This window comes from Paenibacillus humicola (assembly GCF_028826105.1).
Taxonomy (GTDB): Bacteria; Bacillota; Bacilli; order Paenibacillales; family Paenibacillaceae; genus Paenibacillus_Z; species Paenibacillus_Z humicola.
The window spans coordinates 5,181,380-5,203,596 of the sequence record NZ_JAQGPL010000001.1 but is presented as its reverse complement, the minus strand read 5'-3'; the positions used below and the strand labels follow the sequence as shown (position 1 = coordinate 5,203,596).

The following is a 22,217-nucleotide window of genomic DNA, read 5'->3' as shown; positions in this document are numbered from 1 at the left end:
AGGGGGTTCGACATGTACAAATCGATAGGGAAGGGAATGTATAAAAACAGGTATTTATATCTCCTGCTCCTTCCCGCCGTACTTTATTACGCTTTGTTTCAATACGTCCCGATGTACGGCATTTTGCTCGCATTCAAGGAGTTTCGGATCCGAGCGGGCATCCTGCGCAGTCCTTGGGTCGGCTGGGACAATTTCGCCGACTTGGTCGCCCAAAGCGATTTCTGGCAGGCGTTCGACAATACGGTTATCATCAGCCTCGGGCGGATTCTGATCGAGTTTCCGGCGGCGATTGCGCTCGCGCTGCTGATCAACGAAGTGACGAGACAACGTCTGAAACGCTTTTACCAAACGGTATATACGTTTCCGCACTTTATCTCGTGGGTGATCATCAGCGGCATCATGCTGAATTTCCTCGGCGATGCGGGCGTGCTGAACCAGATCCTGGCGGCGGCCGGGCTGGAGAAGCAGGCGATCATGACCGATCCGGGCTGGTTCCGGCCGATCGTGTTTCTGTCGAACATGTGGAAGGAAGTCGGCTGGAGCGCGATCATTTATTTGGCGGCGATCGCCGGCATCAATCCGGAGCTCTATGAAGCGGCTTACGTCGACGGCGCGAACCGGTTCCAGCAGCTGCGTGCGATCACATGGCCTTCCATCCGCGGAACGGCGGCGATCCTGCTCATTCTGGCCGTCGGAAACGCAATGAACGGCGGCTTCGAGCAAATCTTTAATCTGTACAACCCGGGCGTCTATCAGACGGGCGATATCATCGATACGTACGTGTACCGTTCGGCGTTCGCCGACGGCGCCAGCTTCGGGGTCACGACGGCGGTCGGACTGTTCAAGGCGGTACTGAATTTCGCGCTGCTCTATATCGCCAACTTCATGGTGAAACGGCTCGGCGGAGAGGGGCTGGTCTAGATGGAGAAAGCGGTGTCCGGACAGGAGCGGCCGGCTAAGCAGGCTGTGACGAGGCGAGGGACATTCAGTGCCGCAGACGTCATCATACACGCGGTGCTCATCCTGCTGACGATCGGCATGATCTTCCCGTTCTATAATGTCATTCTGATGTCGTTCAGCAGCTCGGTCGTGATTTCGAAGCAGGCCGTATATCTCATTCCGACCGTATTCGATTTCTCGGCCTACCGCTATATCTTTCACGAACCGCGCTTCCTGAACGCGCTGCTCGTCACCGTGTTCGTCACGGTCATTGGCACGCTGGTCAATATGACCGTTACCGTTACCGGCGCTTATGCGTTGTCGAAGCAGGGGTATCCCGGACGGAAGCTGATCATGTCGGCCATTCTGTTCACGATGTTTTTTAACGGCGGCCTCATTCCGTTCTACCTGACGATGAAAAACTACGGACTGATCAACAACCTGCTGGTGATGATCCTTCCGGTAGCGGTCAACACGTTCTATATGATCATCTGCATCGCTTTTTTCCGTACGCTTCCTGCGGCGCTCGAGGAATCGGCGAAGATCGACGGGGCGAACGAGCTGCAAATTCTTTACATAATCGTCATTCCGATTTCGAAGCCGATGATCGCGACCATCGCGCTCTTCTACGCGGTAGACCGCTGGAACGAATGGTGGTTCGGCGTCCTGTTCATGACCGATGTGCGTTTTTTGCCGCTGCAGGCGCTGCTGCGGGAGCTGCTTACCAACTACCAGCAGCTGCTGACGAGCATCGATATCAGCTCGGTGGTATCGCAGAACGCCGGTCTGCAGCCGGAAATGCTGAAGATGGCGGTGCTCGTCGTGAGCGCGCTGCCGATCGTGTGCCTGTATCCGTTCCTGCAGAAGTATTTTTCCAAAGGCGTGATGATCGGCTCGATTAAGGGATAGTAGAAGCGTAAAGCTTTTATTATAATAATAAACTTAAGGGGACAAGAGACATGAAGAAGATAAAACCGCTCGCAACATTGTGCATGCTTACCGTGCTGACCGCTGCGGCGCTGTCCGGCTGCAGCGGGGGCGACAAGGCGGCCCCGAGCGATTCGGCCGGATCCTCCGGATCGGCGGCGGAGCCTGCCGCACCTGACGCCGGCAGCACGGCGGCTGACGATCCGTTCAAGGATCACCTCGATATTTCCGTCTCATGGTGGGGCATCGGCGTTGCGTTCCAGAAGCACGACGAAGTGCTGCAGAAGCTGGAGAAAGATTTCAACGTCACCTTGAAGCCGATGGATATCGGCTGGGATAACTATAAGGAGAAATCGCAGGTTTGGGCCGCCGCCGGGCAGCTGCCGGACATCATCACAAGCAGCATTACGAACGACAATCCGGCAACTTATAATCAGTGGGTATCCCAAGGCCTCATTCATGCGCTGCCGGACGATTTAAGCAAGTACCCGAACGTGGAGAAAGTCGCGAAGGCGCCGGATGTGCAGGGCATTTACCGCGACGGCAAGCTTTATGCGATCCCGCGGATGACGTATCCGAACACCGATATGTGGGCCGTCGACCGCGCAATCTTCGTCCGCAAAGACTGGATGGACAAACTCGGCATCAAGGATCCGCAAAGCTTCGACGAATTCGAAGCGATGCTGAAAGCGTTTGCGGACAAAGATCCGGACGGCAACGGCAAGAAGGATACGACCGGCATCGTGATGAATACGCTCGGTTATTTCAAATCGGTATTCGTGCCGACCTTCCCGCAATTCGGCAACCAAAGCTGGCTGAAGGAAGACGGCAAATGGATTCCGTTCTACGCCTCGAAGCAGATGGACAACGTCGTCGTCCAGGCCCGCAAAATGTATACGGACGGCGCGCTCGACCCGGACTTCGCGGTGGAGAAAGCGGGAGAGGCGAACCAGAAGTTTTACCAGAACAAAGCGGGCGCGTTCGCGTTCAGCGTCGATTCGGTCAAAGGCGCGACCGGCGTCAAAGCGGAATGGGAGAAAAACAATCCGGGCCAAAACTTTTTCGACCACGTGAAGCTGCTTCACCTGTGGCCAGCCGCGGACGGCACGATTTACCGGCACACGACGACGTCCTGGTGGTCGGAATCGATGATTAACGCGGACGTCGACGATGCGAAGCTGGACCGCATACTCCGCATTTACGACTGGCTGCTTTCACCTCAGGGGCAGGAGCTGTTCAACTACGGCATCGAAGGCAAGGATTATACGAAAAGCGGCGACACCGTTACGGTTACGCGTCCGAAGGACGCCAGCGGCCATTACGTCGATCTGAAGCAGGAATATCCGTCCATGGACGTCATCTCGCAGCTGGCGATGTGGAGAAATGCGGCGTCGCTTGAGGATACGCCGGCCAACCGGGCGGCATTCGGCGACAAAGAGGTACAGTTCGTGCAGGACGAATTGAACTGGCAAATGAAGAACGCCAAGCCAATTCCGACGGCCTTCGACATCTTCACGATGTCCACGCCGGCGAAGGACAAATTGTCGGCGATCAACTTCGACGACGACTTCACCCGGATGATCCTGAGCAAGGAAGACCCGGTGCAGATGTGGCACCAAATCGTGAAGGGCTACGACGGCAAAGGACTGCAGCAGGCGATCAGCGAAGTCACGGCCGAAGAGGCCAAAAACAACAAATAAAACGGGGAATGTTCTGCAGGCGCTTCTGCTTGCGGAGCATTTCGATTTGTGACAGGAAGGGAATTTCAGCCGATGCATAATGAAGATCGCGTTAGGGAGCCGGCCGTTATCCGGCTGACCGATTACGGAGCGAGGCCGGACAGCGGCGAGGATGCGGCGCCGGCGATGCGGCGCGCGCTCGAGGCGGCGGCCCGGACCGGCGGCCCGGTCGTGCTGGCATGCGCCGAGGGCCGCTACGATTTTTATCCCGGGCAGGCGGCGAAGGCGCCTTATTATATTTCCAACACGGCGAGCGAAGCCGAGAACCCGGATGTGACGAAGACGATCGGCATTTATATGAAAGGGCTGCGGGACGTTACGCTCGACGGCGGCGGCGCTTTGTTCATCTTCCATGGCAAACAGACGATGTTCGTCATCGACGAATGCGAATCCGTTCGTATCCATAACCTCCATGCCGATTACGAACGGCCGACCGTAACGGAAATGACGGTGGAGCGCACCGGCGGGCGGTTTATGGATGTCCGGGTGCATCCGGATTCCAGCTATGAAATCGAGGACGGCAGGCTGTTTTGGATCGGCGACGGGTGGCGCTTCCGTGATGGTCCGATGCAGGAATACGATCCCGTCACGCGGACGACCTGGCGGATCGATAATGTTGCGGCTGAGGCCGAGCGGGTCGAGGAAATCGGTCCGGGCCGGCTGCGGTTCCATCTTGCTTCCGCACCGGAGCAAGCTCCGGGCCGCGTGCTGCAAATGCGCGACGGTATTCGCGATCAGGTTGGCGTCTTCATTACCCGGAGCCGGAACGTCGGATGGACCGATGCCGGGATGCACTTTATGCACGGGCTCGGCATCGTGTGCCAATACAGCGAGCATTTGGCGTTCGAGCGGATGGAGCTGGCCCCCCGTCCGGAGACCGGTCGCACGGTCGCCGCTTTCGCCGATTTTCTGCACGTATCGGGCTGCAGAGGGAGGCTGCGGGTGACCGAAAGCCGCTTCTTCGGGAGCCATGACGACGCGATCAATGTGCACGGCACGCATTTGCGCATTGTGGACGTTCCGTCGCCGAATCGGATCCGCGTCCGGTTCATGCACTCGCAGACGTACGGCTTCGACGCGTTCGATCCCGGCGACGAGATCGAATTCGTGCGCTGCGAATCGCTTACCCCGTACGGGACCGGCGTCGTTGCCTCCGCCAAGCGGCTGAATCCGCGCGAACAGCTGCTGACGCTGGAGTCGGCCGTGCCGGTCGGCATCGTGCCGGGCGATGCTGTCGAGAATGTGACCTGGACGCCGGAGGTTGAAATCGCGGGCAACGAATTTGCGGGCGTGCCGACGCGCGGCATCCTGACGACGACCCGGCGGAAGGTCGTCATTGAAGGCAACCGGTTCGTCCGCCTGCCGATGAGCGCGGTCTTGATCGCGGACGATGCGGGAAGCTGGTTCGAGTCGGGCAGGACGGAGGAAGTGCGCATCCGGGACAACGCGTTCATCGAATGCGGAGACGGCGGGCATCCCGTCATTTTGATCCGGCCCGAGAACAGGGACGTTCGTGCGGACAATCCCGTCCACGGCGAAGTCCGCATCGAGAACAACCGCTTCGAGATGTGCGATACGACGATTTTGGAGGCGAAAAGCACGCGGGCGCTGACCTTTTCAGGGAATCGCATCTCCATGCCGGACACCGGGAAAAGCTCGGTTATCCGTCACGATGCGATCCGATTGACCGCATGCGGCGAAGCGTCGATTGCGGGCAATGCGTTTCACGGCGATGGGCTTAACAAGACGCTGCGCCTGTTCCATATGCCGCCGGATGCCGTCTCCAACGGAACGGAGCTGTAGCTTGCAATCGCTGAAGGCGGCGGCAGCGCAGCAGGCTGCAGCGGAGCAGGCGGCAGCGGGAAAGACGGGGCAAACGGGTAAAAATTCAGGGCAATAATGTTGTCCCGATAAGCGCGGTTTTATGTTAGGATGGAAGAGATGTCTGATATCATACAGGATCGTACGGGGAGTTACGCTCTTGAAAGGACGGGAAGGATGGACAAGTCGCAAGCTACGACGCTTTTTTACGACAGACCGGCCTCGGCATGGACGGAAGCGCTGCCGATCGGCAACGGGCGGCTCGGCGCCATGGTGTTCGGCGGGGTCGAGAAGGAACGGATCGCGCTGAACGAGGATACGTTATGGTCGGGCTATCCGAGAGACTGGAACAATCCGGGAGCCAAAGAGGTTTTGCCCCGGGTGCGCAAGCTGATCCGGGAAGGCCGCTATGCGGAAGCGGACCGGCTGGGCAAAGAAATGATGGGGCCGTATACGCAGTCTTATTTGCCGTTCGGCGATCTGCATGTCCGGTTTGACCATGGCAGCTCGTTCCGCGATTACAAGCGCACGCTCGATCTCGAGAACGGCGTCACGACCGTCGAGTATACGATCGGCGGCGTGCGGTACAAGCGCGAGCTGTTCGCTTCGCATCCCGATCAGGTGATCGTGCTGCGGCTGGAAGCGAGCAAGCCCGGCATGCTGGACGTGCATGTCCGGCTGGACAGCCCGCTGCGCCACAAGACGGCGGCTGACGGCGGCCGGTTCGTCATTCGCGGCATCGCCCCCGAATATGCCGCTCCTAATTATTACGGCGCCGAGAAGCAGCTGGTCTACGGCGACCCCGAGACGACGCCGGCGATCCGGTTCGAAGGCTGCGTCGCGGCTCATGCCGAAGACGGCCGCGTCGAGATTGACGCGGACGGCGTGCATGTGTACGAGAGCACGGGCGCGACGATTGTCTTCAGCGCGGCGACGAGCTTTAACGGCTTCGACCGGATTCCGGGCAAGGACGGCAAAAACGCGGGCGCGCTTGCAGCGGCCGCGCTGGAGCGCGCGGCAGCGAAGCGGTATGGGGAGCTGAGAGAGGCGCATGCCGCCGATTACCGGGCGCTGTTCGGGCGCGTCGGGCTGCGGCTCGGCAAGCCGGCTGCGCCGGCGGATACGCCGACGGACAAGCGCATCGCCGAATACGGCGCATCCGATCCGGCGCTCGTGGAGCTGCTGTTCCATTACGGGCGCTACCTGATGATCGCGAGCTCCCGGCCGGGCACGCAGGCGGCGAACCTTCAGGGCATCTGGAACGAATCGACTCAGCCGCCCTGGAGCAGCAACTGGACGCTGAACATCAACGCCGAGATGAACTACTGGCCGGCGGAGACCTGTAACCTGGCGGAGTGCCATGAGCCGCTGCTTCGGTTTATCGGTAACCTTGCGAAGACCGGCGCGGTTACGGCGCAGGTGAACTACGGCGCCCGAGGCTGGACGGCGCATCACAATTCGGACATCTGGGCGCAGTCCGCCCCGGTCGGCGAATACGGGGACGGCGACCCGATCTGGGTGCTCTGGCCGATGGGCGGCGTATGGCTGGCCCAGCATTTGTGGGAGCATTATGCGTTTGGCGGCGATGAGGCGTATTTGCGCGAGCAGGCTTACCCGGTGATGAAGGAAGCGGCGCTGTTCTGCCTCGATTTTCCGATCGAGGACGAAGAGGGCCGGCTGATAACATCGCCTTCCACCTCGCCGGAGCATAAATTCCGGACGGCTGACGGGGAATTCGGCCTGAGCGCGGCTTCGACGATGGACATGTCGCTCATTTGGGAGCTGTTTACGAACTGCATCGCGGCGGCGAAGCAGCTCGGGATCGACGATTCGTTCGCCGCAGAGCTGGCCGCTGCGCGCGGCAAGCTGTTCCCGATGCAAATCGGGCGCCACGGCCAGCTGCAGGAATGGTCGAAGGATTTTGACGATCAGGACGTTCATCATCGCCACGTGTCCCATTTATTCGGCGTTTATCCGGGGAAACAGCTGACGGAGCTCGTGACGCCGGAGCTGTTCGAGGCCGCAAAGCAGTCGCTCATTCGCCGCGGGGACGACGGCACGGGCTGGAGCCTCGGGTGGAAAATCTCGCTGTGGGCCCGGTTCCGCAGCGGCAACCGCGCGCTCGCGCTCGTCTCCAATCTGCTGCGGCTCGTCAAGGACAACGAACCGGACAACTATCATCACGGCGGCGTTTACGGGAACCTGTTCGATGCACATCCGCCGTTCCAAATCGACGGCAATTTCGCGGCGACGGCCGGTATTGCCGAGATGCTGCTGCAATCGCATCAGCCGTTTCTGGAGCTGCTGCCGGCCCTTCCGGACAGCTGGCCGGAAGGAGAAGCGAGCGGGCTGCGCGCCCGCGGCGGATTCGAAGTGAAGCTGAGCTGGAAGAACGGCAGGCTGCAGGAAGCGGAGATTTTGTCCGTCCGCGGCGAGAACTGCGCCGTGCTTGCTCCCGAAGGCTTCGCCGTCACGCACGACGGCGTTCCGGTCGAAACGGAGCGGTCCGCGGAAGGCGCCGTCACCTTCGCGGCTGCGGCCGGCCGGACGTACCGGCTTGCGCGTCAATCGCAGGCGTAATCGAGCGGAAGCTATTGTGGCCGCGCCGGGACGGCGCGGCTTATTTTTAGGCTTCGGGTGTGAGGGGATGCTCGGGCCGCCGCAAAAACCCGCGGCGTCGGATCTTCTTCCCGGGCGCCTTTCAATGATAAGGAGATGCGATATGAGCGAGAAGCGACTGATCCTGTTTATCGACAGCGGCGATACGATTATCGACGAGTCGACGGAAATCCGGGACGAGCAAGGCATCGTGATCGACGCGAAGGTGATTCCCGGCGCGGATACGATGGTGAAGACGCTCCACGAGCGGGGCTACACGCTTGCGCTCGTGGCCGACGGCGATGCGCAGTCGTTCAAAAACATGTATACCCGGCTCGGGCTTTATGATTATTTTACGGCGATGATTTACTCGGAAAATATAAAAGCGGTCAAGCCGAGCCCGCGCATGTTCAAGGCGGCGGCCGGCGCGCTTGATCTGGGCGAGGACGACTTCGCCCGCATCGCGATGGTGGGCAACAATTTGAGCCGCGACGTGAAAGGCGCCAACGCGCTCGGCATCACAAGCGTGTTTCTCAGCTGGACGCCGCGGTATCCGCATGCGCCGGCCGACGACAGCGAGCGTCCCGACTATACGATCGGCGAGCCGCTGGAGCTGCTGGAACTGGCGGAGAAGCTTAACGACAAGCTGGCCCGCTCCGGCGGAACGGCCGAGGCGGAATAAAGCCGTCCCTGCGCCATCGCTTTCCGGTCCCCGTTTCGCTTATAATGATGAGGCGGGCGGCACTGCCGTCCCGCACTCCTGATTATGAACAGAAAAGAGCGTTCCTTCATGAATCCTCCAACGATTTACGACGTCGCCAGAATCGCCGGCGTCTCGACGGCAACCGTTTCGAAAGTCATTAACAATACCGGACGAATCAGCGCGAAGACGACCGAGAAGGTCACCCGGATTATGGAAGAGCTGAATTTCCGTCCGAACATGATCGCCTCGGCCATGAAGGGCAAGTCCACCTACCAGATCGCCTTCCTCATTCCAGATATCAGCAACCCGGTTTATTCGCTGTATTTGAAGCATATCGAGGAGCGGGGGCAGGAGCGCGGCTATAACATTGTCCTGTGCGCCACGGACAACCGGTCCGACAAAGAGGAGCGGCATGTCTCGATCCTGAAACAGCGGCGCATCGACGGCTTGATTATTGCGTCGAAATTTCAGAACGAGGAGCTGCTGGCGCAGCTGGTCCGCGAAAAATTTCCCGTCGTTCTGCTTGCGCATGAACGGCCGGAGGTGGAGATCGACAGCGTGACGGTCGACGATTACAGGGGCGGCTATATGGCGGCCAGCCATCTCCTTTCGCTCGGACATGCCGCGATCGGGCTGATCGGCGAGGATTCCTTCAGCAGCAGGGAACGGATCCGGGGCTACAAGCAGGCCATGTCCGAAGCGGGGATTCCCTGCGACGAAAGCCTGATCGCGGTCGGCGGACCTTCCATCGCGGAGGCGGAGCTTGCCGCCGCGAAGCTGCTCGACAGGGACGACAGGCCCGGCGCCATTTTCGGCTGCAACGATTTGCTCGCCATCGGCGTCCTGCAGGCGGCCAGTAAGCGGGGCATCGAGGTGCCGCGGCAGCTGTCGGTCATCGGCTTCGACGATACGCCGCTTTGCACCATCGTGAGTCCCGGCCTCACCTCCGTTTCCCAGCCGATCCGCGAGCTCGGTACGGAAATTATGGATCTGCTTATCCGCAAAATCGAACAGGCGGGCCTGCCGAAGCAGCGGATCCGCATGCAGCCGGGGATATCGATCCGCGAAACGACAGCCCGGTTCGACGGCTGAATACGGGGGAGGCGCGCAGCTCAGGCCTGGGGTCCAAGAGAGCAACGGCGGTTAACGGGTACGGAGGGAAAACGATTTGTTTTACCCGCATCCGGCAAGCGGTTTCCCCATGCCCGAATGCGGCCGAGAAGGTCGGATCCGCCGCAAATTCCGCGTGTCCGAATGCCGGCTGAAATGTCGGATCCGCCGCAAATTCCCTCCTGTAAAAAGCAAACAAAAAGGTTGTAAAACAAACCTTCATCGAATATAATTCGGTTGTAGGGTAACCGATTACCCTAATGGCAGACGGACGATTCGAATCCCGTCTTGCGGAGGGCCGCCGAAGCGCTTGGAGACGAATTCCGGGTGCGGGCCGGGACTCCCGGGACAACCTTGAACTTATTGTTTACTAAAGCGCTTACAAGAGGAGGATCAATTTCATTGTGAAGCCGACAATCCGCTTAACGATGGCGCAGGCGCTGGTCCGCTTTCTCGACCGGCAGTACATCAGCGTCGACGGTGAGGAACGCAAATTCGTCAAAGGCATCATGGGCATTTTCGGTCACGGCAACGTGACGGGCATCGGGGAAGCGCTCGAGAATGACCGCGGCGGGCTGCAGTTTATTCAGGGCAAAAACGAGCAGGGGATGGCGCATGCGGCGATGGCATACGCCAAGCAGAAGAACCGGCTCGAAATGTTCGCCTGCACCTCCTCCATCGGTCCGGGCGCGCTCAATATGGTGACGGCGGCCGGGACGGCGACGGTGAACCGGATTCCGGTGCTGTTCCTGCCCGGCGACATTTTCGCCTGCCGGCAGCCCGATCCGGTGCTGCAGCAGGTGGAGAATCCGGCGGACTATACGGTGTCCGCGAACGACGCCTTCAAACCCGTCAGCCGCTACTGGGACCGCATTTCCCGCCCGGAGCAGCTTATGGCGTCGACGCTTCAGGCGATGCGGGTGCTGACCGATCCGGCGGAGACGGGTGCGGTCACGCTGTGCCTGCCGCAGGACGTGCAGTGCGAGGCATACGATTACCCGGCGGACTTTTTCGACCGCCGCGTCCATTACATGGACCGCCGTCCGGCTTCGGAAGCGGCGCTCCAGCGCGCCGCCGAGCTGGTGAAGCGCAAAGCGCGCCCGTTCATGATCGTCGGCGGCGGCGTCCATTACGCCCAGGCGTGGCGGGAAACGGTGCGGTTCGCGGAGACGCTGGGCATTCCGCTCGGAGAGACGCAGGCCGGCAAAGGCGCGGTTCCGTGGGACCATCCGCTGAACATGGGCAGCATCGGCTCGACAGGCTCGCTGGCGGCCAACCGGCTGGCGAAGGAGGCGGACCTCGTCATCTGCGTCGGTACGCGGATGGCCGACTTTCCGACGGCGTCGAAGAGCGCGTTTCAGCACCCGGACGTCGAGTTTTTGAGCCTTAACGTCAGCGGCTTCGACGCGATGAAGATGAACGCGCTGATGCTGGTCGCCGATGCGAAGGAAGCGCTCGGCCGGCTGACGGAAACGCTGCAGGGAGCGGGCTACAAGGCGTCCTACGATGCAGAGCAGCTTCGCCAACTCAAGGCGGAGTGGGACCGCGAGGTCGACCGGCTGTATGCGATCGAGAGGGAAGACGGGCTCGTACAGACGAGCGTCATCGGCGCGGTCAACGATTTTCTCGGCCCGGATGACGTCATCGTCTGCGCGTCGGGCGGCCTTCCCGGAGACCTGCACCGGCTGTGGCGGAGCAGCAGGCCGAATACGTACAACATGGAATACGGCTTCTCGTGCATGGGCTACGAAGTATCCGGCTCGTTCGGCGCGAAATTGGCCGACCCGCACCGCGAGGTCTACGCCCTCGTCGGGGACGGCAGCTTCCTCATGCTGCATTCGGAGCTGGTCACCAGCCTGCAGGAAGGGCGGAAAATCAACGTCGTGCTGTTCGACAACAACGGCTTCCAGTGCATTCACGGCCTGCAGCGCGGACACGGCTCGGACGGCTTCGGCAACGAATTCCGCTACCGCTCGCCGGAGACGAACCGGCTGACCGGCGGCTATTTGCCGATCGATTTCGCGGCGGTGGCGAAGGGGCTGGGCGTCAAATCGTTTACCGCGCGCACGCTCACGGAGCTGAAGGAAGCGCTGGCCGCGGCGAAGAACGAGCCGGCGTCCGTGCTGATCGACGTCAAGGTGCTGCCCGGCACGGGCACGGACAACTACGAATCGTGGTGGCGGGTCGGCGTGGCGGAGGTGTCCGAAAGCCCGAAGGTCGAAGCGTCCTACCGGGAAACGAAAGCGATCGTCGATTCGGCCGTCAGGCCGTACTGAGCCGCTTACCGCATTTCAATCCAGCCGCAAGGAGGCGCACTTCCTTTGTTAAACGCACAAAATGCCAAGCTCGGCATATCGCCGATCAACTGGGTGAACGAAGACGTGCTGGAGCTCGGCGACCATTACACCTTCGAAGACCTGCTTGCCGATTTCTCGTCCCTCGGCTTCCGGGCGACGGAGAACTGCCGGAAATTCCCGAAGGACCCGGCCGTCCTGCGCGCCGCGCTTGCGGATAAAGGCATCCGGCTTACCTCGCAGTGGAAGGGCGTCGTGTTCACCGATCCTTCCCGGCGCGAGGCGGAGCTGGAAGCCTACCGGAATCATGTGCTTTTTCTGCGAAAAATGGGCGCGGAGCATGTGGTGACATGCGAGCTGGGCGGCTCGATTATCGGCGATCCGCGCCGGCCGGCGGGGGTCAGGGACGTCCTGCCGCCGACGGACGACGAGTGGCGCCATATGACGGAAGGCCTGCAGCAGGCGGGCGAAATATGCCGGGAGCACGGCATGAAGCTCGTGTACCATTACCACATCGGCACGATCGTCGAGAAGCCCGCGGAGATCGACCGGCTGGCGGCGACCACCGACCCGGAGCTCGTCCATCTGCTGTACGACACCGGGCACGCCTATTACGGCGGTTACGATCCGCTGGAACTGCTGGCCAAGCACCGGAACCGGATTCCTTATGTCCATTTGAAGGATGTCCGGCAGGATGTTCTGGCGCGCGTAAAACGGGATGCGATCCGGTTTCAGGATGCGGTCATCCTCGGCGTGTTCACGGTTCCGGGCGACGGCTGCATCGATTTCGGGCCGATTTTCCGCGCGTTGAACGATACCGGCTATGACGGCTGGATGATCATCGAGGCGGAGCAGGATCCTTCCGTCGCCAATCCGTACGAGTACGCGAAGTTGTCCAGACAGTATATCGACGGGCTGCTAAGCGGTCTGAGCAGCCGATAAGGAGGAAGCGAAAATGCCGAATTTGATCGTGCCGAGCAAGACGGCGTCGGACGAGAACGGGAACGTGCTCGCGATTACGCCGGAATCGGCCGGCTGGACGTATGTGGGCTTCGAGGTGTACAGGCTGGAGCCGGGGCGAAAGCTCCGCCGCGAAACCGGGGACCGTGAGGTCTGCCTGGTCCTGCTGAGCGGGCGGGCGGATGTAGCCGCAAGCGGATTCGAGGCCGCGAATATCGGGCGGCGCATGTCCGTATTCGAGAAAATCCCGCCGTACAGCGTATACGTGCCGAATGACGACTGGTACGAAGTAACCGCCGTGACCGAGCTCGAGCTGGCCGTCTGCGCCGCTCCGGGCAAGGGCGGGCATGCGGCGCGGCTGATCGCGCCGGAGCAGGTCGGCGCCGAAACACGCGGCTACGGCAATATCGAGCGGCAGATTCATAATATTTTGCCGGAAACGGAGCCGGCGGACAGCCTGCTCGTCGTCGAAGTGTTCACGCCGGGCGGCCATTGGTCCAGTTATCCGCCGCATAAGCACGACCGGGACAACCTGCCGGACGAGTCGTACCTGGAGGAGACGTATTACCACCGGGTCAGCTCGGCCGGAGGCGGCTTCGCCGTGCAGCGCGTTTACACCGACGACCGTTCGCTGGACGAGACGATGATCGTCCGCGACGGCGACGCGGTGCTCGTGCCGAAGGGCTACCACCCGGTGGCTGCGCCTCCGGGCTACGATTTGTATTACCTGAACGTGATGGCGGGCCCGACCCGCGTATGGAAATTTCATAACGACGCCGATCACGAATGGTTAATGCCGCCGAAAAAATAATGCGGTCCCCATGCCGCCGGGAGGACGGATGCGATGTTTACGATCGAGTTTCCGCAGGGGCGAGAGCTGGATTTTATCGGCCTCGGCCGCGCCTGCATGGATTTGAATGCGAACGAAATCAACCGGCCGATGGAGGAGACGATCACCTTCACGAAATATGTCGGCGGCTCGCCGGCGAACATCACGATCGCGCTCGCCAGGCTCGGCGCGAAGACCGGCTTCTTCGGCCGGGTTTCGAACGATCAGTTCGGCCGGTTTATCACGAACTATTTCCGCAAGGACGGCATCGACACGAGCCGCATGGTTACGGACATGACGGGCACGGTGTCGGGCCTCGCGTTTACCGAGATCAAGTCGCCGAGCGACTGCAGCATCCTTATGTACCGCGACAACGCGGCGGACCTGAAGCTGGAGCCGGGGGATATCGACGAGGACTATATCCGCGGCAGCAAGGCGCTGCTGATCTCGGGAACGGCGCTCGCCCAGAGCCCGTCGCGGGAAGCGGTCTTTCAGGCGCTGCACCTTGCGCGCAAGCACGGCGTCGTCGTTTTTTTCGATCTCGACTACCGGGGCTACACGTGGAAATCGAAGGAAGAGACGTCGATTTATTGCAATCTTGTCGCCGAGAAATGCGACGTCATCATCGGCGGGCGCGAGGAATTCGATATTATGGAGCTGACGACGGGTCCTGCCGAAAAGGACGATGAAGCGACGGCCCGCCGCTGGTTCGATCACCGGGCGAAGCTGGTCGTCGTCAAGCACGGAGGCGCCGGCTCCGTCGCGTTCACGAATACGGGCGAGCGGCACAAGGCGGGCATCTTCCCGGCGGACAACGTCATCAAGACGTTCGGGGCGGGAGACTCCTTTGCCGGCGCCTTCATCTACGGCCTGATGCAGGGCTGGCCGATCGAGAAATGCCAGAAATACGGCAGCGCGGCGGCCTCCATCGTCGTCTCGAGCCACAACTGCTCCGACGCCATGCCGACGCTCCCGCAAATCGAGGCGTTTATCGGCAGCCATGCCTGGACCGGCGAGGTCAGCGCGACGATCGGCGGAGAACGGGCTTAACGCCGCCGGGCCCTTCGCGGCCCGTCTCATGGCGGAAGCCGCTCGGAGCGGCGGTGCGGGTGACAGCAGCCGCTGCGGGACGGAAATTATTAACCTTGAAAGGACGTCATACGATGGCAGCAAACGAACAGATTTTGCAAAACTGGATCGGCGGACAATGGGAGGAAGCTTCCGCAGGCGCGACGGATATCGTCGTCAACCCCGCCACGGGGGAGACGATCGCCCGGGTGCCGATGTCGGCCGCGGCGGATGTCGACCGCGCGGTCGCGGCGGCGAAGGAAGCGTTTAAAGACTGGAGCAGAGTACCGGTGCCACGGCGCGCCCGCATCCTGTTCAAATTCCAGCAGCTGCTCGTCGATGCGTGGGATGAGCTGGCGCGCCTCATTACGAAGGAGAACGGCAAAAACTATGCCGAAGCTTACGGCGAGGTGCAGCGCGGCATCGAATGCGTCGAATTCGCGGCTGGGGCGCCGGCGCTCATGATGGGCGACGTGCTGCCGGACATCGCGACGGGGCTGGAGTCCGGCATGTACCGCTACCCGGTCGGGGTCGTCGGCGGCATTACGCCGTTCAACTTTCCGATGATGGTGCCGTGCTGGATGTTCCCGCTCGCGATCGCCTGCGGCAACACCTTCGTGCTGAAGCCGTCGGAGCGGACGCCGCTCCTCGCCTGCCGGCTGGCCGAGCTGCTGAAAGAGGCCGGGCTGCCGGACGGCGTGTTTAACGTCGTGCACGGCTCCCGCGACGTGGTGAACGGTCTGCTGGAGCATCGCGATATTGCGGCGATTTCCTTCGTCGGCTCGCAGCCCGTAGCGGAATACGTGTACAAGACGGCAGCATCCCATGGCAAAAGGGTGCAGGCGCTCGGCGGCGCCAAAAACCATTCGATCGTCCTGCCGGACGCGGATCTGAATCTGACGGTAAAGGAAATCGTCAATGCCGCGTTCGGCTCCGCCGGCGAGCGGTGCATGGCCGCATCGGTCGTCGTGGCCGTAGGCGGGGTCGGCGACGAGCTGGTGAAGCGGCTTGCGGCGGCGGCCGGCGAGCTGACGATCGGCGACGGCAGCGTGAAGGACAATTTCCTCGGGCCGGTTATTCGCGAATCGCACAAAGAGCGGACGATTCGTTATATCGAGAAAGGAGTTGCCGAAGGGGCGGAGCTTGTGCTCGACGGGCGCGCCGCGGCAGCGGCTTCCGGCGCGGGCAGCTTTCTCGGGCCGACGATTTTCGATCGCGCGAAGCCGGGCATGACGATCTGGAACGACGAAATTTTCGCTCCGGTGCTGCAGATCGTGCGGGCGGACAGCCTGGCGGACGCGATCGGAATCGCCAACCGCTCGGAATTCGCCAACGGCGCGTGCCTGTATACGACGAGCAACGCGGCGGTCCGCGAGTTCCGCGATACGATCGACGCCGGCATGCTCGGCATTAATGTCGGCGTTCCCGCGCCGATGGCCTTCTTCCCGTTCTCGGGCTATAAAAAATCGTTTTACGGCGATCTGCACGTGAACGGCAAGGACGGCGTCGAATTTTATACCCGCAAAAAAATGGTCGTTGCCCGTTATTAATCAAAGTCTTATACGAACGTATGGAAGAGGAGCGTAAACGGACATGCACAAACTGGGAGTGGGCATCATCGGCGCCGGGCGGATCGGCAGGCTTCACGCCGAGAACCTGAAGCGGCTTGGCGGCGCGGAAATCGCGGCGATCTCCGACCCGTTCGTCGAACAGACCCGTGAGTGGGCGGAAGCCGGCGGGTACGGCAGGGTAACGGCGGATTACAGGGAGCTGCTCGCCGATCCGGCCGTCGAAGCCGTCCTGATCTGTTCGCCGACGGATACCCATGTCGAAATCATCGAGGAAGCCGTGCGCGCGAGGAAGCCGATTTTCTGCGAGAAGCCGGTCAGCCTGAGCGTTGCCGAGACGGCACGCATCCGCCGCCTGCTGCTGGATACCGGGGTCAAATTTCAGCTCGGCTTCAACCGCCGGTTCGACCACAATATGAGCCGGATCCGCGAGCTGCTCGGGGAAGGACGGGCGGGGTCCCTGCATATGCTGAAAATCACCTCGCGCGATCCGGCGCCGCCGCCGGCCGCCTACATCAAGAGCTCCGGCGGCCTGTTCGCGGACATGGCGATTCACGATTTCGACCTGGCCCGGTTTATGACCGGAAGCGAAGTCGAGGAGGTTTACGTCCAGGGGACGGTTCTGGTCGATCCCGTGTTCGCCGAATGCGGCGATATCGACACGGCGATTACGACGCTGAAATTCAGGAGCGGCGCGCTCGGCGTCGTGATCAACAGCCGGCAGGCCCATTATTACGACCAGCGCGTCGAGGCGTTCGGCTCCGAAGGGACGATTTCGATCCGGAACGATACGCCCAGCACGGCGGAGATTGTCACGCAGGACGGGGCGCGCCGCGACCAGCCGCTTTATTTCTTCCTGGAGCGTTATAAGGAAGCGTACGTGCGGGAGCTCGAAGCGTTCGTGCGTGCGGTGACTGACGGCACGCCCGTGCCGGTCGATGCGAACGACGGCTTCCAGGCCGAGCTGATCGCGTACGCGGCGGGCATCTCGCTGCGGGAGAAACGCCCGGTCCGGCTGGAGGAAGCCGCTGCCGCTGCCGGCGTCTGATACAGAGAAAATCCGAGGTGCGTTAAACCCTGATTCATGCAAGCCAAACGCATCGTGATGCCGACGCCGGTTCAACCGGCGCCGGCATTTTTTTGCGGTTTCGCAGTCCCGGACAAGAGCGTTTTTTTGCGGTCTCGCTGCCTCGGACAAGAGCGGCATTTTTTTGCGGCCTCGCAAATCCCGGGAAAGAGCGGAATCTTTTTGTGGTTTCGCAGTCCCGGACAAGAGCGGAGAGGTTTGGGGGGGGGCGTGTTTTTCGTTGTCCCCGCTCGGAGGCGACTGCGCGGAACGCTCGCACCCGAAGGTTTGGTTCCGATCGTCTCGCAGACGATCATGACGACGGATAACCCGGTTCGGCACGTATGTCTGCGGGAGGCGTCCGGTTATTCCGACGCCCCGTGCCGCCGCAGCACCTCGTATACCTCGCGGCTCCCGTCCGCTTTCGGCGGAACCTCGGCGCCGGCTTGAAGAAGCGCGAGGGCGACGGCGGCGTGATTTCCGCCGGCCTGCCTATAGTGAATCGAGCCGTGGATCGCGCTGCCGAGCGGCGTGCCGCCGTATTCGTTCTTGTCCGTCAGCGAAAACCCGCGTTCGATGAGCAGGCGGACGAGATCGGGCCGGCCGAACCAGGCGGCGTGATGGAGCGCATTGCCCGTTTCCCTGATGTTTGTCGAATGGCGGCCGAACCCGAGATCCAGCAGGAGCCGGACGGAGTCCGTTTTGCCGAGATCGACGAATTCGATCAGCATCTCCTGCGCCTCCCCGGATAAGGCGGCAGCAAGCGACGCATCTTCGGCGAGAACGGCGCGGGCGCCCGCTTCGTCCGCCAAAGCGCAGGCGCCGAAGAACCGGTCGGACGGTTCCAGTCCGGCATCCGCTCCGTGTTCGAGCAGCAGCTCGGCTGCGTCGGTATGACCGAAGCGGACGGCCAGCCTATACGCCGTCTTGCCGTCGGCCCGCCGGGCGTCGATCGGCGCCCCGTGCTCGAGCAGCAGCTTCAGGATGGCTGCGGAACGTCCGCGGTACACGGCCCAATGAAGCGGCGTATTGCGCAGCGGGCCGAGAAGCTGCAGCGGGTCGGCGCCGTGCTCCATGAACCATCGGACGCCGGCTTCGTCGTCGAGATCGAGCTTGTGGAACAAGGCGGGCGTCGCATTGAGGTCCCCGCCGTATTTAAACAGCAGATCCAGGCAAACAAAGCCGGGAAATTCGGTGGCGTGGTAGATCGATTCGCCGTCGTTCGGATTCGCGCCCGCCGCGAGCAGCACCTCCGCCACGCCGGCATGGCCCGCGATGCCGACCGCGCCGTACAGGGCGCTGAGGTTCCGTTCGTACGGATCGTCCTTTTGCGGAATGAACGCGTTCGGGTCCGCCCCGTGCTCCAGCAGCAGCCGCGCGGCTTCGGTAAAGCGGTCCCCGCCGGTTTCGGATGCGTGCAAGAAACAGGAGAAGCATAACAGGAGGATCGGCTCGCCTTGTTCCGAACCGCCGGGCTTTGTGGCCAGCGCCGCATCCCGTTTCAGCATGGCGCGGATCGCTTCGACGTCGCCGACGATGGCGGCGGCGTGAATGCTCTCGCCGGGCAGCCCCGGATTTGCGGCGAGAATCGCCCTTGCCGCCGGCTCGCGCCCGGAGGTGGCTGCATCGATGAATTCGTCCAGCCAGTTGCGGTTTGCCTGCATTTCAATCACCTCGATAATTTTTTGGAAAGTGGACGCCTTGTAGCCGTCCCCACGCTCGATGAATCGCTGCGCATCCCGGATCGCCTTGGCGGCTGCCCGCAGATGCCGCAGCTTCGCCTCCACCCATTCCCGCTGCATGGCCAGAAGCGCCGCCAGATCGATGTCGCGCGCTTCGAAAATATTGCGGATTTGCCCCAGCGAGAAGCCGATAAACTTCAAGGTCACGATCTGCTGCAGGCGCACCAGGTCTTCCTCCGCATAAAGGCGCTGGCCCGAATCGCTGCGGCGGCCGGGCTTCAGCAGGCCGAGGCGGTCGTAATACTGGAGGGACCGCTTGGTCACGCCGGCCATGGCGGCGAATTCTCCGGTGCGGTAATACCGCTTGTCGCTTTCCGGCATAGGCATCCTCTCCTTGGCATTAAAGTCGTCATGTCCATGATCCCCATATGTTCATTGTAAACAATGACGCAGCGTCACCATCAAGGTGCGGAAAAAAATTTTTTTTCGCAGACGTGTCGATTTTACCTCTGCCGGTTCGTCGCCTTTATAGAAGCCGGGATAACCGGATAATAACGCGAAGAAGGGTTGATCGAAAATGGATAAAACGAATAGCTCCAAAGGGCGCATTTGGGCGGCACGGATCATGAGCGCGATCGTCATCTTGTTTATGCTGTTTGACGGCATCTCCAAATTGATAAAGCCAGAGCCGGTCGTCGAAGGCACGCTCAAGCTGGGCTTCGCCCAACACCACATCGCGCTTATCGGCGTGCTGGCGCTGATTTCGGCCGTGCTGTTCGCCGTCCCCCGGACGTCGTTTCTGGGCGCGCTGCTGTTAACCGGCTTTTTCGGCGGCGCAATGGCGGCGAATTTTCGCGTGGATGCCCCGCTGTTCGGGAACATTCTGTTTCCCGTCTATTTGGCGGTGCTGGCCTGGGGAGCGCTGTGGCTGAGAAATGACAGCTTTCGCAGGCTGTTATCCGGACGTTCAGTTCGGTGATAAAAAGCCTGAGGGAAGAAAAAGATAAGCCGGCGCCGGCGTTCGATCCGGGCCGGCTTTTCGATTTGCATTAGGCGGATAGGCGGCAGTCCGCGGCCAACGGCCCGCGGTTGATCTCCCGGCTCGCTCGTTAGCGCCGTACGCCGCCGAAAGAACGTGTTGACAAATCGCTTGATTTCAATTATCTTTAATTCAAGATATTAATATTCAAGATAAACGAAAAACCCCAAGGCATTCATGAATGAGAGATCAAAGTGCCAAACTAAGTCAAATCCCAAGGAGTGATTTCAAATGTCATTGCGTACGGCAGGCATCCACCACATCACCGCATTTGCCCGCGACCCGCAGGCCAATATCGATTTTTACGCGGGCGTTCTGGGACTTCGGCTCGTCAAGAAAACGGTCAACTTCGACGCCCCCGAAGTTTATCATCTGTACTTCGGCGACAGGGCCGGCAATCCGGGCACGATCATGACGTTCTTTCCGTGGCCTGAGTCCCGCCGGGGCCGGGTCGGCGGCGGGCAGGTGGGCACCACCACCTTCGTCGTCCCGCCGGGAGCGCTCGGCTTCTGGGAGGAGCGGCTCGCGCGCTTCGGACTTTCCGCCGCGAAAGCCGTCCGGTTCTCCGAACCGTATTTGCAATTTTCGGACCGCGAGGGGCTGCGCCTCGAAATCGTGGAGAGGGAAGAGGGACCGGCCAGCGAATGGACGTTCGGCGGCATCCCTACCGATAAGGCGATCAAAGGCTTCGGCGGCGCCGTGCTGCTCAGCGTCGATACCGCCAAAACGGCGGCAGCGCTCGAGCACGTACTCGGCCTCGAACGGATCGGCGAAGATGCAGGCTACGTCCGCTTCCGGGCATCCGGACCGCTCGGCAATCTCATCGACGTGCCGGCGGCGAATACCGAGTGGGGCGCCAGCGGTTCGGGAACGGTGCACCACATCGCTTGGCGGGCGAAAGATTTCGACGAGCACGAGCAGTGGCAGAGCCGCGTGCAGCAATCCGGCTATCATGCGACGCAAATTTTGGACCGCCAATATTTTCATGCGCTTTATTTCCGGGAGGGCGGCGGCATTTTGTTCGAGATCGCCACGGATCCGCCGGGATTTGCAAACGACGAAGCCGTCGAATCACTCGGTTCGAATTTGATGCTCCCGCCTTGGTTCGAGCCCCGTCGAGCGGAAATCGAAGCGAATCTGCAGCCGGTCGCGGTTCGCGAGCCGGAGGCGGAATCGCGATGAAGCATCTTTTCGAGCCGGGGCACGGGTCCGGCGCGCCGACGCTGGTGCTGTTTCACGGCACCGGCGGAACCGAGCGGGATCTGCTTCCGCTGGCAAAGCGGATCTCGCCGGGCGCGGCCGTTCTGAGCGTGAGAGGGAATGTGTCGGAAAACGGGATGCCGCGCTTTTTCCGGCGGCTGGCGGAGGGCGTCTTCGACGAGGAGGACTTAAAATTCCGCACGCACGAGCTGTACCGCTTCCTGGGGCAGGCGGCGGACGAATACCGGATCGACCGCAGCCGGTTCGTTGCCGTCGGTTACTCCAACGGCGCCAATATCGCCGGCAGCCTGCTGTTCCATTTCGCCGACGCGTTCCAGGCGGCGATCCTTCATCACCCGATGGTGCCGCTGCGCGGCATGCCGCTCCCCGACTTAACCGGTGTCCCGGTTTGGATCGGGGCCGGCACGAACGATCCCATTAGTCCGGTGAGCGAGACGGAGGAGCTGCACCGCCTATTGGCGGATGCAGGAGCCGATGTATCCGTTCACTGGGAGCGGCACGGCCACCAGCTGACGGCGGGCGAGACCGGCGCGGCGGCCGCGTGGTTCAGGGAACGGTTCGCGGGCGGTTGAATACGATCATCGGATAAATCTTGAGAGAACCTGCGCTCCAGCAGCGATTATCGGGACTTCCTCGCGTTTTCAACGTGGGGA

Annotated in this window: 17 protein-coding genes; 16 read left to right on the top strand and 1 reads right to left on the bottom strand. The window is 61.4% G+C overall.

The features are described from left to right. Positions 1–12: 12 nt before the first annotated feature. The 13 genes from PD282_RS23835 to iolG all read left to right on the top strand — a co-directional run bounded on the left by PD282_RS23835 (position 13) and on the right by iolG (position 17,604). Positions 13–921, top strand: coding sequence for an ABC transporter permease (locus tag PD282_RS23835; protein ID WP_274653832.1), 909 nt, complete (start codon positions 13–15; stop codon positions 919–921). Beyond that, positions 922–1,848, top strand: a complete 927-nt coding sequence (locus PD282_RS23830) for a carbohydrate ABC transporter permease (protein ID WP_274653830.1) — start codon at positions 922–924, stop codon at positions 1,846–1,848. Between the two features lie 50 nt (positions 1,849–1,898). Further along, positions 1,899–3,566 carry a type 2 periplasmic-binding domain-containing protein gene (locus tag PD282_RS23825; RefSeq protein ID WP_274653828.1) on the top strand — a complete coding sequence of 556 codons (1,668 nt, stop codon included), beginning with the start codon at positions 1,899–1,901 and terminating at the stop codon, positions 3,564–3,566. A gap of 72 nt (positions 3,567–3,638) precedes the next feature. Then, positions 3,639–5,408, top strand: coding sequence for a right-handed parallel beta-helix repeat-containing protein (locus PD282_RS23820; RefSeq protein WP_274653826.1), 1,770 nt, complete (start codon positions 3,639–3,641; stop codon positions 5,406–5,408). A 195-nt stretch (positions 5,409–5,603) separates the two neighbouring features. Next, a complete protein-coding gene (locus tag PD282_RS23815; protein WP_274653824.1) occupies positions 5,604–8,006 on the top strand; it encodes a glycoside hydrolase family 95 protein in 2,403 nt (800 codons plus the stop codon). Between the two features lie 142 nt (positions 8,007–8,148). Continuing rightward, positions 8,149–8,706, top strand: coding sequence for an HAD family hydrolase (locus tag PD282_RS23810; RefSeq protein WP_274653822.1), 558 nt, complete (start codon positions 8,149–8,151; stop codon positions 8,704–8,706). A 108-nt stretch (positions 8,707–8,814) separates the two neighbouring features. Then, entirely contained in the window at positions 8,815–9,819 is a 1,005-nt protein-coding gene (locus PD282_RS23805; protein ID WP_274653820.1) for a LacI family DNA-binding transcriptional regulator, read from the top strand. Positions 9,820–10,265: 446 nt separating this feature from the next. Continuing rightward, entirely contained in the window at positions 10,266–12,113 is a 1,848-nt protein-coding gene (gene iolD, locus PD282_RS23800; protein WP_274655450.1) for a 3D-(3,5/4)-trihydroxycyclohexane-1,2-dione acylhydrolase (decyclizing), read from the top strand. Between the two features lie 45 nt (positions 12,114–12,158). Beyond that, the gene (gene iolE / locus PD282_RS23795) at positions 12,159–13,073 is read left to right on the top strand and encodes a myo-inosose-2 dehydratase (RefSeq protein ID WP_274653818.1); all 915 of its coding nucleotides are present in this window, start codon (positions 12,159–12,161) and stop codon (positions 13,071–13,073) included. A 13-nt stretch (positions 13,074–13,086) separates the two neighbouring features. Beyond that, positions 13,087–13,902 (top strand): 5-deoxy-glucuronate isomerase, encoded by an 816-nt coding sequence (gene iolB / locus PD282_RS23790; RefSeq protein ID WP_274653817.1) that lies wholly within the window; start codon positions 13,087–13,089, stop codon positions 13,900–13,902. A 33-nt stretch (positions 13,903–13,935) separates the two neighbouring features. Then, the gene (gene iolC, locus PD282_RS23785) at positions 13,936–14,970 is read left to right on the top strand and encodes a 5-dehydro-2-deoxygluconokinase (RefSeq protein WP_274653815.1); all 1,035 of its coding nucleotides are present in this window, start codon (positions 13,936–13,938) and stop codon (positions 14,968–14,970) included. Positions 14,971–15,083: 113 nt separating this feature from the next. After that, positions 15,084–16,538: a CoA-acylating methylmalonate-semialdehyde dehydrogenase gene (locus PD282_RS23780; protein WP_274653814.1), complete on the top strand. Its 1,455-nt coding sequence runs from the start codon at positions 15,084–15,086 to the stop codon at positions 16,536–16,538. Between the two features lie 43 nt (positions 16,539–16,581). Next, on the top strand, positions 16,582–17,604 hold the full coding sequence (gene iolG / locus PD282_RS23775; RefSeq protein WP_274653812.1) for an inositol 2-dehydrogenase: 1,023 nt from the start codon (positions 16,582–16,584) through the stop codon (positions 17,602–17,604). Positions 17,605–17,987: 383 nt separating this feature from the next. On the opposite strand, the gene PD282_RS23770 is transcribed toward iolG, so the two are convergent. Further along, the gene (locus PD282_RS23770) at positions 17,988–19,685 is read right to left on the bottom strand and encodes an ankyrin repeat domain-containing protein (protein WP_274653810.1); all 1,698 of its coding nucleotides are present in this window, start codon (positions 19,683–19,685) and stop codon (positions 17,988–17,990) included. Between the two features lie 196 nt (positions 19,686–19,881). Here PD282_RS23770 and PD282_RS23765 point away from each other — a divergent pair, with 196 nt between their 5' ends. The 3 genes from PD282_RS23765 (at position 19,882) to PD282_RS23755 (ending at position 22,136) form a co-directional block, all read left to right on the top strand. After that, positions 19,882–20,283 carry a DoxX family protein gene (locus PD282_RS23765; RefSeq protein ID WP_274653808.1) on the top strand — a complete coding sequence of 134 codons (402 nt, stop codon included), beginning with the start codon at positions 19,882–19,884 and terminating at the stop codon, positions 20,281–20,283. Positions 20,284–20,574: 291 nt separating this feature from the next. Beyond that, on the top strand, positions 20,575–21,525 hold the full coding sequence (locus tag PD282_RS23760) for a ring-cleaving dioxygenase (protein ID WP_274653807.1): 951 nt from the start codon (positions 20,575–20,577) through the stop codon (positions 21,523–21,525). Then, complete coding sequence (locus tag PD282_RS23755; RefSeq protein WP_274653805.1) at positions 21,522–22,136, top strand: alpha/beta hydrolase; 615 nt, start codon at positions 21,522–21,524, stop codon at positions 22,134–22,136. Before PD282_RS23760 ends, PD282_RS23755 begins: the two co-directional genes overlap by 4 nt. Positions 22,137–22,217: the final 81 nt, after the last annotated feature.